The organism is Ochrobactrum sp. AP1BH01-1 (assembly GCF_018066705.1).
GTDB lineage: Bacteria > Pseudomonadota > Alphaproteobacteria > Rhizobiales > Rhizobiaceae > Brucella.
This window is the reverse complement of the sequence record NZ_JAGPOU010000004.1, coordinates 612,545-626,425: the sequence shown is the minus strand read 5'-3', so window position 1 is coordinate 626,425 and position 13,881 is coordinate 612,545. Positions and strand designations below refer to the sequence as shown.

Sequence of the window (13,881 nt, the reverse complement as noted above, 5' to 3'; positions counted from 1 at the left end):
AGTTCATTGCAACAGTCCGATCTCTCGGACCATCCGCAGACAATGCCGCCCACGTTTCTCTTTCTTCTGTATAAAATTGTCAAAGAACAGACAGTCTCTAAACCGTCAAAAATCTCAATCCGCTCACCAAGTCCGCTGCCAACCACCCAACCCGAAGGTCAAATCCCTGTCAGCGCCTCGTCTGCGGTGCCGGGCTTCTAGATCAGTCAGACCAACCTGTCAACCACTTTTTTCAAAGAAAATCACAAACTTACAAGCTGCTCTTTCCTTCCAACATCAACAGGACTTCCGCCCCACCAACGCCGCCGGTCTAATCAAATCAGACATCACTGTCCAACCCGCTCAACCAACCCAAGGGACGCATCAGTCTGCCGCTAGCAGCGTCGCCGCCCTCGTTGTGGCGCCATATAGACCCCACCTAACAAAACTGTCAACGCAGTTTCTCAAAAAATCAGGAATTTTCTTTCCACAGCCAATATGGTCCTTTTTAACCAAATTTCAACCGTGAAAAACGGGCGATTCGAACAGTTGCGACGATTCCGTGACGGTTGGCATGACAATTGGATGAATGAGCATGAAGCCTATGCCTTATATTCTGGCGGTCGACGGCGGCGGCACCGGGTGCCGGGCGCTTCTCGCCGACCGCAACGGCGCTGCCATCGGCCGGGGAACGAGCGGCCCTGCCAATATCGGCGCCGACCCGTCAACGGCGCTGGATAATATCATGTGCGCAGCGAAACAGGCCGCGCATGATGCGGGGCTGGACCACTCCATATTGGGCGAGACCTGCGCTGTATTGGGGCTCGCGGGCGCAAATTCGCTTGCCGACAAGGACAGCGTTGAACGCCAGTTCCCCTTCGGCAAGGTGAAGATTGTTTCAGACGCGGTTACCGCCCTGCAAGGCGCACTCGGTGAAGATGACGGGGCCATTGTCATTCTCGGCACCGGTTCCGTCTTCGTGAGAAGAAAGCGAGATGCATTCGAGATTGTCGGCGGGCGCGGCTTCATGCTGAGCGACCATGCGGGCGGCGCACGGCTGGGCCGGGAGCTTCTTGAAGAGACGCTGCTTGTGCTGGATGGCATGGCGGAGCGTACGGCGCTTGCCAATGCCGTGCTGACACAGTTCGGCGGCGAGCTTCGCCAAATCATCGCCTTCTCACGCACGGCGACGGCTGCCGACTACGCCGCATTCGCTCCCCTCGTTTTCGACTATACACATAAGCGCGATGCGCTCGGCCTTTCGATCCTGCAACGCGCCTGCTCCTATATTGCACGAGGTCTGGGCCGGCTCGACGTCGAGACGCTTGGCCGGTTCAGCCTGACGGGAGGTCTAGCCTCATCCTATGCTGCGCTGCCCTTCCTGCCGCATCGGGGACTCTATCGGCCTGCGCTTGGCGACGCATTGCAGGGCGCATTATCGCTCGCCTTGCGGGAGAACGGACGAGATTGAAGCTATCGAACCCGCGCATCGTGCTATCCGGAAATCGATTGCGGCTAACGGAGCGAAGCTGCGGCGGCAAAAAGACTTGTCGCAGCCGGGTTTAGCGCCTAACTTCCGGTGGACGGGTTTTGGCCTGATGTTGCGAACGGCGCCAGTTCTGCTGGCGGCGTGTGTTGCGTATTCTTTTCGTGCATTTCCGGACGAAGGCGGCTTCGATTCTTCGAGGAAATGCCCCACAGGGGTGGCATGCTGACTAAAAAGGGCAAATACGGCCTGAAAGCCATGGTGCATCTGGCGGGTGTTACCGATGGACAACTGGTTTCCGCGAGCGAGATCGCCGAAAGACACCATATACCCCGCAAGTTTCTCGACAATATTTTCACCGAGCTTCGCAATGCCGGGTTTGTCCTGAGCCGCAAGGGCAAGGGCGGCGGCTTCTGCCTTGCCCGCCCGGCCAACGAGATTGCCATCGGCAACATCATCCGCGCGCTCGACGGCGCGCTTGCGCCCATCGCCTGCGCCAGCAAGACGGACTATCGCCCGTGCGACGATTGCGACGAGGACGAATGCGAGGTGCGCCAGATGATGCTCGATGTGCGCGAAGCCATCGCCAGCGTTCTGGATCACCGAACGCTGGCCGACAGCAGGGCCATGGATATAGCCTCACTGTCGGAATAGGCTTCAGGCTGGCGACCAGTTCGGAAACGGATCGTTCAGGCCCGACCAGCGCTCCGGCACGAAGTCTTCTTCCTCAAGGAGACACTGGTCCAGCTCATCGACAAGCGCATCTTCCTGCATCGGATCGACGCCGATGAAAACGATTTCCTGACGCCGGTCGCCCCAGACCTTATGAAAATACGGCTCCATGGCGCGTTGCCATTCGGGCTCCGCCGGCCAGTATTGCTTCGGCACGGATGACCACCAGCGCCCTCTTTTACCGGTGCGCACCAAGGCACCCGCCTGGCTGATCTCTCCAACAAAATCGGGCCTTGTCGCCAGCCAGAAGAAGCCCTTCGCCCGCACGACGCCCGGCCAGCCCTTGTCGATGAACGACTGGAACCGCTCGGGATCGAAAGGGCGCCGCGCGCGATAGACGAAGGATCGAACGCCATATTCCTCGGTCTCCGGCGTGTGCGCGGCAAAGCCGTGCAGCTCCTTGTACCAGAGCGGATGTTCATGCGCCTTGTTGAAGTCGAACAGCTTCGTGTCCAATAGGGCGTCGAGCGGCACCTGGCCGAAATCGGCCTCCTCAATGCGGGCATCGGGATTGAGCGAGCGGATGACCTTGTGGGCCAGATCGCGCTCTTCCCGGGAAGCAGTCGATATCTTGTTCAACACGACGACGTCGGCAAATTCGATCTGCTCGACCAGAAGATCGACAAGCGTGCGCTCATCTTCTTCGCCCAGCGATTCGCCGCGATCGCGCAGAAAATCATTCGACGCATAGTCCTTCAGCAGATTGGAGGCATCGACAACCGTCACCATCGTATCGAGCCGCGCGACATCGGAAAGGCTGTTGCCCTTCTCGTCGCGAAACTCGAACGTCGCGGCGACCGGCAAGGGCTCGGCTATGCCGGTCGATTCGATCAGCAGATAATCGAAGCGCCCTTGTGCCGCCAGTTGCGAAACTTCCTTCAGGAGATCGTCGCGCAATGTGCAGCAGATACAGCCATTGGTCATTTCGACCAGTTGCTCATCCGTCCGGGAGAGATTGGCGCCGCCCTCACGAACGAGGGCGGCGTCGATATTCACTTCGCTCATATCATTGACGATCACCGCAACGCGGCGGTTCTCGCGATTATTGAGCACGTGGTTGAGCAGTGTCGTCTTTCCGGCTCCGAGAAAACCGGACAGGACCGTAACGGGCAGTCTCTTTCTCATGGCTCCATTCCTTGTTTGAACCGGATGGGATCAGTCGTGGTGATGGTGATCGAGATTGAAGGTCAGCGTCGTGAAATAGCTGAGCTTGTCGGCTTCCTTTGAATCCGAAAGCGGGCTGGAATAGGCAGCTCCAACGACATTGAGACCCGCATTGCGAATCTTGATTTTGGCAATGCCCTCCGCGTCGGTCCTCGCCGGCGCCGCGTGGCTGTCATTGACATAATCCGCCACGACCTCCACGCCTTCGACCGGCTTTCCGTCAACCAGAACCTGCACGGGCAGTTCGTTGCCCGCCTCCAAAATTGTCGGGTCCATCAGCGGCACGATTTCAAACGGCAATCCCTGCGGTTCAGGCTTCCTGCGCAGATGGTCCAGAATGGCGACGGCAAACTTCCGGCTCTGGCTGGACTGCTTGGCGCCCGGCACCTCGGATTTCGGCTTGTTGACCCACTTGCCGTCCGGACCCTCGGCCCAGAAGCCATTGTCGAGCATGCCGCTGACCACAACCGCATTTCCGGGCACGCCGAGCAGGGCATGATCTTCCTGCCGCTTGATCTCGACGGCAACTTCCTTGCCGTCCACGTCCTTCGCCGTCACTGTCTTCAGCTTCTTCGGATCATAGGCTTCGTCGCTTGCGCCATGACCGTAAACAACGGCCTGCGTCCCATGACGCTCGGCAATCCAGATGCCATGCGCACCCGCGACCGCGGGCGCAAGAAAAGCCAAAACGGCACCAGTCTGAAGTGCCCTGACAAAGCTACGCATTCTCTTCTCCTTAATGTTATATCATAACAATCGTGTTGATAAAAATGGGCGGTTGAAGCCGCCCGTGAAGTGTCCCGGTAATTCCGCAAAATGCTTTGCGCTTGACGCGCCTTGAAGCGAAGGACGAAGCCTGTTCCGCTTACTTCGGTTCTGGAGTGCCGGGCTGCCGGCAAATTAAAGCAGGTTGCAGCCCGGCACATTTGCAGCCGCGTTCTGAATGCGCAGGCATCCAGCGAAGGGAAGCGGCTGCGGCTGTTATTTCGACAGGCAGGTTTTCAGGGAATCCGCCAGATTGCGGATAAGCTGCGGGTAGAGATCCGGCCCGTCCTTCAATTCCGCCCCTAGCGGATCGAGAACGCCGGTTTTGGCGTCCGTCCCGTCGATAACCGTCTTCACCAGCCTCGGCTCGAACTGCGGTTCGGAAAACACGCAGGCTGCCCCAAGCGATTTGATCTTGTCGTGGATTTCCTTGATACGCGCTGCACCCGGCGCCTTTTCAGGGCTGACCGTGATCGACCCGGCGGCCTTCACCCCGAAGCGATTTTCAAAATACTGGTAAGCGTCATGGAAGACGATAAACGGCTTGTCCTTGACCGGCTCGAGTTCGCTCGCGATTTCCCTGGTCAGCGCGTCGATCTTCTCGCCATAGTCCCTGGCGTTCTTTTCATATTGCGCGGCATGTTCCGGGTCGCTTGCGCTCAGCGTCTTCGCAATATCCGTTGCCAGAACCTTTCCGTTCTGCGGGTCCAGCCAGAAATGCAGATCATATTCATCGTGACTATGGTCATGCCCGGCTTCGGAAGCTTCAGCGGCATGATCGTGCTTCTTGTCATCATGGGCATGGTCGTGACCTTCTTCATGCCCATGGTCATGCGCTTCGAACGGCCCGCCTTCCCGGAACTTCAGCCTGGTCAGGCCATCTGCCTCGCCAAGCGCGACGACCTTGGCGCCCTCACCCAGCGTATCGATAGGCTTGTCGAGAAAGGTTTCCATCGACGGCCCCGCCCAGAAAATCACCTTGGCGTGTTCGATCGCCTCGGCGTCGGAAGGCTTGAGGCTGTAGACATGCTCCGAACCCGCTCCCTGTACGATCAGCTTCGGCTCGCCCACGCCCTGCATGACCGCCGACACAATGGAATGGAGCGGCTTGATCGACACGACGACGCCTTCGCGCTCTGCGGCAAGCGAGATATTCGTCGCACCGGCCAGAAAAGCCGAGGCGAGGAGGAGGGAGCGGAGATGTTTCATGGTCTCTCTCTTGTGCGGTTGGGAAGGGACATTATATTCAAGTGATATGTTATTTTATAACGTCTGTTGCGTTATGCTATAACGTCTGCCATAAGGTGAGGCAACCCCCAATTTGCAAAAATTGCAGCCGGGGTGGTGCAACGGCAATGACACTCAGAAAAGCCCGGACAGATGAGCAGGAAGACCGCCCTCCCCGCCCAAAAGGCGCGGGAAACATTGATCGAACTGAAGGATGCCGGCGTCTGGCGCGACGGGCGCTGGCTCGTGCGCAATGTCGACCTGAGCGTCGAGCGCGGCGAGATCGTGACCCTGATCGGACCGAATGGCGCGGGCAAGAGCACCGCCGCCAAGATGGCGCTGCGCATCCTGAAGCCCGATGAGGGCAGCGTGATCCATGCGCCGAGCCTGCGCATTGGCTATATGCCGCAGAAGATCAATATCGACCGCACTTTGCCGCTTTCAGTCGAGCGTCTGATGACCCTGACCGGCCCCCTCCCGCGCAAGGAGATCGAGGTGGCCCTGGAAGTGGTCGGCATTCCGCACCTCGCCAAAGCTGAGATCGCCAACCTGTCGGGCGGCGAGTTCCAGCGGGCGCTGATGGCGCGGGCGCTTGCCCGCAAGCCCGACCTCATGGTGCTGGACGAGCCGGTGCAGGGCGTCGATTTTTCCGGCGAGGCCGCACTCTACGAGCTGATCGCGAAACTGCGCGACGATACGGGTTGCGGCGTGCTGCTGATCTCGCACGACCTGCATCTGGTCATGGCGGCGACCGACCGCGTGATCTGCCTCAATGGTCATGTATGCTGCAGCGGTACCCCCCGCGACGTGACGGCGAGCCCCGAATATATGCGGCTGTTCGGCAGCCGGGCTGTCGGGCCGCTTGCCGTTTATGAACATCACCACGATCACACCCATCTGCCCGACGGGCGCGTGCTGCATGCCGACGGTTCCGTGACCGATCATTGCCATGCCGATGACGGTCATCATCATGAACATGATCATGCGCATGACCACCATCATCACGAAGGGAGCGCGCCCCGTGCTTGACGATTTCTTCACCCGCGCCCTCATTGCCGGTGTCGGACTGGCGCTCACGACCGGGCCGCTCGGCTGCTTCATCGTGTGGCGGCGCATGGCCTATTTCGGGGATACAATGGCGCATTCGGCCCTGCTCGGCGTGGCGCTGGCGCTCGTTTTCGACATCAATATGATGATCGGCGTGTTTGTCGTTGCCGTGGCGATTTCCGCCATTCTGCTGCTCCTGCAGCGCCGCCATACATTGTCGGCGGATTCGCTCCTCGGCATCCTGTCCCATGCCACGCTGTCGCTCGGCCTCGTGCTCGTCGCCTTCATGACATGGGTGCGTGTTGACCTCCTGTCCTTCCTGTTCGGCGATATTCTGGCCGTCTCGCGCATGGATATCGCCTTCATCTATGGCGGCGGAATATTCGTGCTGGCCGTTCTGGCCTGGCTGTGGCGCCCCTTCCTCGCCGCCACCGTCAGCGAGGATATTGCGCGTGCCGAAGGCATGAACCCGGCCCTGTCGCGCATTGTCTTCATGCTGTTGCTCGCCATCGTCATCGCCATCGCGATGAAGATCGTCGGCATCCTGTTGATAACCTCGCTGCTGATCATTCCGGCGGCAACCGCGCGCCGCTTTGCCGCCACGCCCGAACAGATGGCCATCCTCGCCTCACTGATCGGAGCCGCAGGCGTCATCGGCGGACTTTATGGTTCCATCCATTTCGACACGCCCTCCGGCCCGTCCATCGTGGTCGCGGCGCTTGCCATTTTCATTTTGAGCCTGTTACCCCTACATAAGAGGGAACAAGCATCACCGAAACGGATCGCTGGACAATGAGCACCCATCACCATCATCACGCCCCGCAGGACCTGACCCGCAATCAGACACTGGTTTTCGACGTGCTGTCCAAGGCGGAAGGCCCGCTCAGCGCCTACACGATCCTCGATCAGCTGCGCGACGACGGTTTCCGCGCGCCATTGCAAGTCTATCGCGCCTTGGAAAAGCTGCTCGACTACGGGCTGATCCATCGCCTCGAAAGCCTCAATGCCTTCGTTGCCTGCGCGCATCCGCAATGCCATCAGCAGGGCCTCGTGGCTTTCGCGATTTGCGAGAAATGCGGTCAGGTGACGGAGTTTTCCGACGCGGCAATCGAAAATCTGGTCAGCGCCTGGAGCCTGCAGAACGGCTTCAAGTCGCGCAAGACGACGCTGGAGCTGCGCGGCCTCTGCGAAGCCTGCGGTGAACACTGACACACAGGAACCTGTTCAAGGTAACCATGTCCGAAAGTTCCCGATTTAAAAAGTAACGTATCGGCAATCGAAACCTGCTAGACTGGGGAGAGGGAACAGCAGGTAAGATTTTGATATGGCACGGGTTAAGCCATCCCATGAACGTCGCAGGGAAGAGAGACAGCGCACGAGGCTGCGCTCCGGCAAGATCGTGGGCCTCGACGGCCGGTTTATCATCGAATGCCAGTTCAGCGATATCGCCCCCCATGGCGCCAAGCTCAGAACCGTGGAAGTCCCCACTCTGCCCGAGCGTTTCTGGCTGTTCGACGATTATTACGGCCGCGCGCTTCTGGCCCGTGTCGCCTGGCGCAATGGCCGTGAAATGGGTGTGGAGCTCGTATCCGACCCGGCAGTCACGCCGCTCGACGAAGAACGCCTCGCCCAGCTTGCAGGAAAATACTATTCGCTATGACTGGCAGACCCGGCGTCTGCCTGCTTTGCCGGTTGCTGCTTTGCGGAGGCCGTCGGCGTGCCGCGCATGTTCATGGCGCGGATTTCTTCCGCTGAAATATAGTTGAACTGCTCGACCAGAAGGTCCTTGATGACCGGCTCGGGGAAGCGCGCATTCAGATCGGTGATGATCGAGGCGCGCACATCCTCGAAGCTCACCTTCTCGACCTCTTTGGTATCCGAATAGCTGCCGTAGAACTTGCGGAAGATTTCATCGCTAATGAAGAATTCGAGCGGCACGCTCAGCTTCTTGCGGACGTTCGAATCGACCGTATAGACAAGCTGCGTCACCACATAACCGGCAACGCCGCCGTTCGAGATGATCGGCACGCTCATCACATCCGTCTTCACATAATCCACGCCGCCAAACCCGCCCACCGCAGCCTGCGCCTCACCCGAGGATGAGGCGTTCTGGCGAACCGCGAAGAAAAGCGAGCCGAAAGCGACGGCGCAGATCCACAGGCCGATGGCAATGATGCGGATCATCGTGCGTGACCGAGCCTCGCGCTCTGCATGGAATATGTGCCGTCGGCTTCCTGCGTTTCCAGCGCACCGCGAATGAGGTCCGCCAGTTCGCCGACCGCCCGCAGATGCAACTGCAACGCTTCGCAGTTTTTCTCAAGCTTCTGCTTCAGGCTGTCGAGCAGCGGCTGAAGCAGCTTCATCGTCGCCGGTTCGGCAGCGGTGGCCGCTTTCTTGATCGCCTTGTTGAAATCGTAGAGCCCGCGGCTCTTGCGGGAGTTGATTTCCGCGAGGTCCGGATTGCCGCCTTCCAGCAGAAGGCGCGTCTCCGTATCGATGACGTCTTCCAGACGCTGGATCGCCCGCACGACCGGCTTCAATGTAGGGTTCTCGGCCGGTTCCTCTGCCAGCGCCTGACCGGGCTCGCTCGTCATGGCGACGATCAGCGAATCCTCTGGCAGGCTGTTTTCAGAGCTTGTCTCGGTCATTTCGGGGTCCTCAATTATGACGCTTGGTCGTTACGGGCCAATCAGCCGCGCGCGCTGTCCGTGTCGCTGTTGTCTATCTTTTCATTTTGCCGCATGTCCTTATCCCGAAACCGGTTCCCACTTTCGGGAGGCATGCTCCAGCTGCTTTTGAATGAGCTTGCGTTCGAAACCATGCACGATGTCCTTCGAAACAGCATTTTCGCTCATCTGGTCTCCCAGATTGTTGATCACGTCTCCCAAGGCCACCGTCGTCGGTACGTCTGCCCGCCCCTTGCGCGCCGCCTGTTCCTCAAGCAACCTGGCAATGCCGACACCGCCGCCATCCGCCATCTTGTTTGCCATGGCTTCCGCCATCATGGACTTCCAGTATTCACCGGCAATCCCCTTCCCGAAGGTCGCCGTCGTGTCACTGGTGAACATCGACTGCACGAAGGATTGCAGCATGAATGCCTCGAACTTGCGATAAGCCGGATTGACCGCGTTCTGAGCATCCGGCCTCACGCTGACCCCAGCCGCGAGGCTGTCGGAAAAGCTGGCGAAATTATCCCGCGTCAGTCCACCGGCAGCCGATGCCACCATGGTTCCCGATGCGGACGGCGCTTTCAACCGTTCCGCCGCCATGCGATAGGCTTGCGGATCGGCGGCGCGCGCCACGTCCATCACCAGATCTGACGGCGGGTTGATCGCCATGCATCATTTCCTTTGTTTAGAGCGCGTTTCGATCTGATTGCATCGGATCGGTGCTCTAACGTTTCGCTTTTACGCATCTTGTCCAAAAACCGCTTCGCACTTTTTGGGATGCGTTCTGATCTTCCTTGCGCGCATCTTACCCAAAACCGCTTCGCACTTTTTGGGATGCGCTTTGTTAATTGCACCATAATAGGTCAAACTTGACTGAAACTTGTGCGTGCGTTCAGCCTCGTTTTTGCGCTCAATCAGGGCCTTGCGACGAATTTGTCGTTTTCCGGCTAATGAACTCTTCGATCAAATTGGCAAGCTCGCGCCGCTCGCGATCGCTTTTGGCATCCGCCAAACGGTCTTCCAGCAATTCAACCCGCCTCTGTTCCTGCAAAAGCGCCTTGCGCTGCGTATCGAGGCGCTGTTCCAGCTGTTGCGATTCGGCGGCATTGCTGCCGAGGCGCCTGATAAGCAGCGACGGATCGATATTGAGCGCATCGCCATCATAGCGGCGGTCCTGCATGGCGATGAGCGCCTCGCGCTCCTCATCCAGCGCGCCCTTGCGCGCATTGGCGGCTGCAAGCGCCTGTTCCAGCCGGGCGCTGCCGAGCTTTTGCAGTTCAATCAGTTTCTTGAGATTGCGCGGATCGGTCATCGTGGCCCTCAGAACAATTCACGCAGCTGCGTCGCAGTTTCGTTGGTGAAGAAACGCAACAGTTCCGGCAGGATGAAATAGACCACAAGCAATCCTCCCCCCAACACGAACGGCATCGATACGAAGTAGACCGGTATTGTCGGCGTCAGCTTGTTCACCAGACCGATGGCGAAATTGACGAGAATCGCAAAGACGATGAACGGTGCTGCGATACGCAGTGTCGCCAGAAAAGCCGCTGAAAGCGCATCGGTGAAATCGATCATCGCCGCGTCGGGCCGGAACTGCCCGTCCACCGGAATGGCCACATAGGAATTGAGCAGCGCCCGGAAGATTTCCAGATGCATGTCGGTGATGAAGAACAGGAACAGCGCGCTGAAGGTGACGATTGTGGCCATCGTCGCCTGCGGTTCGCTTTCCGTGATGGCATCGGCGGGGGAGCCGGAATAGCCGATGGAAACCGCCATCGTGCTGGCCATGAATTGCAGCGCCCAGAAATAGATATGCGCCAGAATGCCGATGACCGCGCCGACGAACATTTCGCTCGCCATCAGGCGGAAAAGGGTCCACGGCTGCCCGGCATCGACAACGGTGACGATGCGCTGCAGCACGAGCGGCAGCACCGCGAATGAACAGGCCAGCGCGATGTAGAGCCTGACTTGCAACGGAATGCGCGCGCTCGAAAGCCCCGGCATCAGCATCAGGCACGCGCCGATGCGGCAGAACGCCAGAACGGCGGCCAGGATGATTTCGTTGAGCGGCAGTTGCGCGACAGGCACCGGGGGCCCTTTCATCGTATGAAGCAATAATTACTCCCCTCGTCCTTCGAGACGCCAAGCCTCGACAAGCTCGGCATGGCTCCTCAGGATGAGGGGCGTGGGCGCAGTATTTTTCCCTGATCCTTCGCGACGGTTCCCTTCGCTCCGCTCAGGGCACCTCCTCAGGATGAGGGGTGGTGGTGATAGTCTTCCCTCATCTTTCGGCATGGCGCTTTAAGGTGAGGGCGTAAGCCCGTGTTCCCTTCCCTCTGAGTCACACACACATTCAGCCCGGATCGAGGGGCATCGCCAAATCCCCCCTCACCTCGCGGATGCGTCCCCCTGAACACTGGCACAGAGGCATCTCCAGTCCGCTCTCCCCTCATCCTGAGGAGGTGCCCTGAGCGCAGCGAAGGGGACCGTCTCGAAGGAGCGAAGGAGCGAGGGGCGATCGGTCGTTGACTATGAAATCGCGCCAAGTGACTTCACCTCCACGCCACGGGCGATTTCAACGTGCGACAGAACGGGCAAGGTGGCGAACAGGCGCTCGATGATCATGCGGATGTAGGGCCGCGCTTCCGGCGAGGACACCAGCACGAAACGTTCGCCATTGTCGAAATGCTTGCGAATGACGGTGGAAGCTTCCGTGCCGAACTGTTCCAGCAGACGCGGATCGATGTCGAATTCGACGATTTCGCCCTTGGCGTCACGCTTGAGGCTCTGGTGGAAAACCAGATCCCACCGATTGCCGAGGCGCAGCACATTCAGCACGCCATTGTCGGCAAGATCGCCGCAAATCTGCTGCGCCATGCGCATGCGGACATGCTCCACGATCATTTCCGGGCGGCGGACGAGCGGCGCGATTTCCGCGATGGCTTCGAGAATCAGGTGCAGGTTGCGAATGGAAATGCGCTCGGCGAGCAGCAGTTTCAGCACCGCCTGCAGGCCCGAATAGGAAATATGCGACGGGCAGATATCTTCCAGAAGCTTGCGATATTCAGGCCCCAGTCGGTCCAGCAGAATGCGCATATCCTTGTAGGAAAGAAGCTGGGCCAGATTATTGCGGACGATTTCGCTCAAATGCGTCAGCAGAACCGAGAGATTGTCCACGGTCATGTATCCATCGCGGCGCAGATCGGACGCAAAGGTTTCCGGCACGGAATAGGCGCGCATGCCGAAGGCCGGCTCGCGCACTTCTTCGCCGGGGATGGACGGAATCGGGCGCTCGCCCAGCACGACGAGCGTTTCGCCGACGCGCAGCTCGTGGCTGGCGACAGCCGTGCCGTGTATCTTGATGCGGTAGCTTTTCGGCGGAAGCGCAATGTCGTCCGTCACCTTGATCTCGGGAATGACGAAACCATATTCCTGCGCGAACTTGCGGCGCATCTTGTTGACGCGGTGCGCCAGTTCCTGTTGCGAGGCGATCAGCCGGGCGGAAACCTGCTTGCCGAGGCAAAGCTCGATCTGGTTGGTTTCAAGCGACGCCTTGACGGAGTTGCGCTCCTGCTCTTCCGCCTCGCGCTGCTTCTTGCCGGCTTCGTTCGCTTCCGCCTCGCGCTGGCGCGCCTGACGGCGCGGCACGGCAATGCCGATGAAAGCCATTGCGCCGCCCAGCATGAAGAAGGGGAAAGCTGGCAGGCCCGGCATGACACCGAGGACAAAGAGCAGCATTGCCGCCACCAGAAGCGCCTTCGGATAGGCGCCAAGCTGGCCGAAGATCGCCTGATCGGCGGAGCCGCGGGTGCCGCCCTTCGACACCAGAAGACCGGCGGCGAGCGAGACGATCAGCGCCGGGATCTGCGTGACCAGACCGTCGCCGACCGACAGTTTGGTGAAGACGTCCGCCGCGTGCGCAATGTCCATGTCGTGGCGCGTGGCGCCGATGATGATGCCGCCGAAAATATTGACGGCAGTGATGATAAGCCCCGCAATCGCATCGCCGCGCACGAATTTCGACGCACCGTCCATCGAGCCGAAGAAAGAGCTTTCCTCTTCCAGTTCGCGGCGGCGGCGCTGCGCTTCCTTTTCATCGATCAGGCCGGATGAGAGATCGGCATCGATGGCCATCTGCTTGCCGGGAATGGCGTCGAGCGTGAAGCGCGCGCCCACTTCCGCGATACGCGTCGCGCCCTTGGTGATGACGAGGAAGTTGACGATGATCAGGATGCAGAAAACCACCAGGCCGATGACGAAATCGCCGCCCATCACGAATTGCGAGAAGCCGTGGATCACATGGCCGGCGGCGAGATAGCCTTCGTTGCCATGGGTCAGGATCACGCGCGTCGTCGCGATGTTCAGCGACAATCGCATCATGGTGGCGATCAGCAGCACCGTCGGAAAGGCGGAAAAGTCGAGCGGGCGCTGAATCCACAGCGCCACCATCAGGATCAGGACGGAGAAGGCGATGGAGAAGGCCAGCCCGATATCCAGCACGACCGCCGGAACAGGCAGGAAAAGCACCGTCAGGATGATGATGATGCCAACCGCCAGACCCATGTCGCTGCCGGTCAGAAATCCGCTTTTCATGAAGGGTTTAGCCGCTGCCTGCTGCACATCCGTCTCCTGTTTGCGGACGGACACTAGCCTGCGAAGCTTGCGCGAAGGCTACCAAGGCGCATCCCGAAAAGTGTGAAGCGGTTCTGCGTCGGATGATGCGCAAAAACTAGAACGGCTCCAACAATTCAGTATTAACCGGAACAACACCAGGCCTTACCGCAACACTATTATCTCTTTCTCGTACATTTA

Annotated in this window: 15 protein-coding genes and 1 pseudogene; 7 read left to right on the top strand and 9 right to left on the bottom strand. The window is 59.3% G+C overall.

The annotated features are described in order from the left end of the window. The 3 genes and pseudogenes from J9800_RS17845 to J9800_RS17835 form a co-directional block, all read left to right on the top strand. Positions 1-201 (top strand): annotated as a pseudogene (locus J9800_RS17845) (hypothetical protein); the annotation flags it as partial. Between the two features lie 367 nt (positions 202-568). After that, positions 569-1,450 (top strand): glucosamine kinase nucleotide-binding domain-containing protein, encoded by an 882-nt coding sequence (locus J9800_RS17840; protein ID WP_114217424.1) that lies wholly within the window; start codon positions 569-571, stop codon positions 1,448-1,450. A 237-nt stretch (positions 1,451-1,687) separates the two neighbouring features. Then, positions 1,688-2,119 carry an RrF2 family transcriptional regulator gene (locus tag J9800_RS17835; RefSeq protein WP_114217425.1) on the top strand — a complete coding sequence of 144 codons (432 nt, stop codon included), beginning with the start codon at positions 1,688-1,690 and terminating at the stop codon, positions 2,117-2,119. A gap of 3 nt (positions 2,120-2,122) precedes the next feature. On the opposite strand, the gene zigA is transcribed toward J9800_RS17835, so the two are convergent. The 3 genes from zigA to znuA form a co-directional block, all read right to left on the bottom strand. Continuing rightward, positions 2,123-3,322 carry a zinc metallochaperone GTPase ZigA gene (zigA, locus tag J9800_RS17830; protein ID WP_114217426.1) on the bottom strand — a complete coding sequence of 400 codons (1,200 nt, stop codon included), beginning with the start codon at positions 3,320-3,322 and terminating at the stop codon, positions 2,123-2,125. Positions 3,323-3,352: 30 nt separating this feature from the next. Then, complete coding sequence (locus J9800_RS17825; protein WP_114217427.1) at positions 3,353-4,087, bottom strand: DUF4198 domain-containing protein; 735 nt, start codon at positions 4,085-4,087, stop codon at positions 3,353-3,355. Positions 4,088-4,342: 255 nt separating this feature from the next. Further along, on the bottom strand, positions 4,343-5,335 hold the full coding sequence (gene znuA / locus J9800_RS17820; RefSeq protein ID WP_114217428.1) for a zinc ABC transporter substrate-binding protein ZnuA: 993 nt from the start codon (positions 5,333-5,335) through the stop codon (positions 4,343-4,345). A 171-nt stretch (positions 5,336-5,506) separates the two neighbouring features. Between znuA and J9800_RS17815 the strand changes: the two genes are divergently transcribed. The 4 genes from J9800_RS17815 to J9800_RS17800 all read left to right on the top strand — a co-directional run bounded on the left by J9800_RS17815 (position 5,507) and on the right by J9800_RS17800 (position 8,060). Beyond that, positions 5,507-6,382 carry an ATP-binding cassette domain-containing protein gene (locus tag J9800_RS17815; protein ID WP_210845899.1) on the top strand — a complete coding sequence of 292 codons (876 nt, stop codon included), beginning with the start codon at positions 5,507-5,509 and terminating at the stop codon, positions 6,380-6,382. Next, a complete protein-coding gene (gene znuB / locus J9800_RS17810) occupies positions 6,336-7,196 on the top strand; it encodes a zinc ABC transporter permease subunit ZnuB (RefSeq protein WP_114217430.1) in 861 nt (286 codons plus the stop codon). Before J9800_RS17815 ends, znuB begins: the two co-directional genes overlap by 47 nt. Then, on the top strand, positions 7,193-7,609 hold the full coding sequence (locus J9800_RS17805) for a Fur family transcriptional regulator (RefSeq protein WP_109988808.1): 417 nt from the start codon (positions 7,193-7,195) through the stop codon (positions 7,607-7,609). Before znuB ends, J9800_RS17805 begins: the two co-directional genes overlap by 4 nt. A 115-nt stretch (positions 7,610-7,724) precedes the next feature. Then, a complete protein-coding gene (locus J9800_RS17800; RefSeq protein ID WP_114217431.1) occupies positions 7,725-8,060 on the top strand; it encodes a PilZ domain-containing protein in 336 nt (111 codons plus the stop codon). On the opposite strand, the gene J9800_RS17795 is transcribed toward J9800_RS17800, so the two are convergent. The 6 genes from J9800_RS17795 to flhA form a co-directional block, all read right to left on the bottom strand. Continuing rightward, a complete protein-coding gene (locus J9800_RS17795; protein WP_112592023.1) occupies positions 8,048-8,584 on the bottom strand; it encodes a hypothetical protein in 537 nt (178 codons plus the stop codon). The genes J9800_RS17800 and J9800_RS17795 overlap by 13 nt on opposite strands. Then, the gene (locus J9800_RS17790; protein WP_114217432.1) at positions 8,581-9,048 is read right to left on the bottom strand and encodes a flagellar protein FlgN; all 468 of its coding nucleotides are present in this window, start codon (positions 9,046-9,048) and stop codon (positions 8,581-8,583) included. Before J9800_RS17790 ends, J9800_RS17795 begins: the two co-directional genes overlap by 4 nt. A 99-nt stretch (positions 9,049-9,147) precedes the next feature. Beyond that, positions 9,148-9,738, bottom strand: a complete 591-nt coding sequence (locus J9800_RS17785; RefSeq protein ID WP_114217433.1) for a rod-binding protein — start codon at positions 9,736-9,738, stop codon at positions 9,148-9,150. Between the two features lie 241 nt (positions 9,739-9,979). Next, a complete protein-coding gene (locus J9800_RS17780; protein WP_114217434.1) occupies positions 9,980-10,381 on the bottom strand; it encodes a hypothetical protein in 402 nt (133 codons plus the stop codon). Between the two features lie 8 nt (positions 10,382-10,389). Beyond that, on the bottom strand, positions 10,390-11,157 hold the full coding sequence (fliR, locus tag J9800_RS17775) for a flagellar biosynthetic protein FliR (RefSeq protein ID WP_114217437.1): 768 nt from the start codon (positions 11,155-11,157) through the stop codon (positions 10,390-10,392). A gap of 441 nt (positions 11,158-11,598) precedes the next feature. Then, on the bottom strand, positions 11,599-13,716 hold the full coding sequence (gene flhA, locus J9800_RS17770; protein WP_205316006.1) for a flagellar biosynthesis protein FlhA: 2,118 nt from the start codon (positions 13,714-13,716) through the stop codon (positions 11,599-11,601). Between the last annotated feature and the right edge of the window lie 165 nt (positions 13,717-13,881).

What these genes read in the sequence shown, in the direction of transcription:
- J9800_RS17835 (WP_114217425.1), top strand. Translation starts at nt 1,688, where the DNA reads ATGCTGACTAAAAAGGGCAAATACGGCCTGAAAGCCATGGTGCATCTG.
- zigA (WP_114217426.1), bottom strand. Translation starts at nt 3,322, where the DNA reads ATGAGAAAGAGACTGCCCGTTACGGTCCTGTCCGGTTTTCTCGGAGCC.
- J9800_RS17825 (WP_114217427.1), bottom strand. Translation starts at nt 4,087, where the DNA reads ATGCGTAGCTTTGTCAGGGCACTTCAGACTGGTGCCGTTTTGGCTTTT.
- J9800_RS17790 (WP_114217432.1), bottom strand. Translation starts at nt 9,048, where the DNA reads ATGACCGAGACAAGCTCTGAAAACAGCCTGCCAGAGGATTCGCTGATC.
- J9800_RS17815 (WP_210845899.1), top strand. Translation starts at nt 5,507, where the DNA reads ATGAGCAGGAAGACCGCCCTCCCCGCCCAAAAGGCGCGGGAAACATTG.
- J9800_RS17805 (WP_109988808.1), top strand. Translation starts at nt 7,193, where the DNA reads ATGAGCACCCATCACCATCATCACGCCCCGCAGGACCTGACCCGCAAT.
- znuA (WP_114217428.1), bottom strand. Translation starts at nt 5,335, where the DNA reads ATGAAACATCTCCGCTCCCTCCTCCTCGCCTCGGCTTTTCTGGCCGGT.
- J9800_RS17785 (WP_114217433.1), bottom strand. Translation starts at nt 9,738, where the DNA reads ATGGCGATCAACCCGCCGTCAGATCTGGTGATGGACGTGGCGCGCGCC.
- J9800_RS17780 (WP_114217434.1), bottom strand. Translation starts at nt 10,381, where the DNA reads ATGACCGATCCGCGCAATCTCAAGAAACTGATTGAACTGCAAAAGCTC.
- J9800_RS17800 (WP_114217431.1), top strand. Translation starts at nt 7,725, where the DNA reads ATGGCACGGGTTAAGCCATCCCATGAACGTCGCAGGGAAGAGAGACAG.
- J9800_RS17795 (WP_112592023.1), bottom strand. Translation starts at nt 8,584, where the DNA reads ATGATCCGCATCATTGCCATCGGCCTGTGGATCTGCGCCGTCGCTTTC.
- znuB (WP_114217430.1), top strand. Translation starts at nt 6,336, where the DNA reads ATGCGCATGACCACCATCATCACGAAGGGAGCGCGCCCCGTGCTTGAC.
- J9800_RS17840 (WP_114217424.1), top strand. Translation starts at nt 569, where the DNA reads ATGAGCATGAAGCCTATGCCTTATATTCTGGCGGTCGACGGCGGCGGC.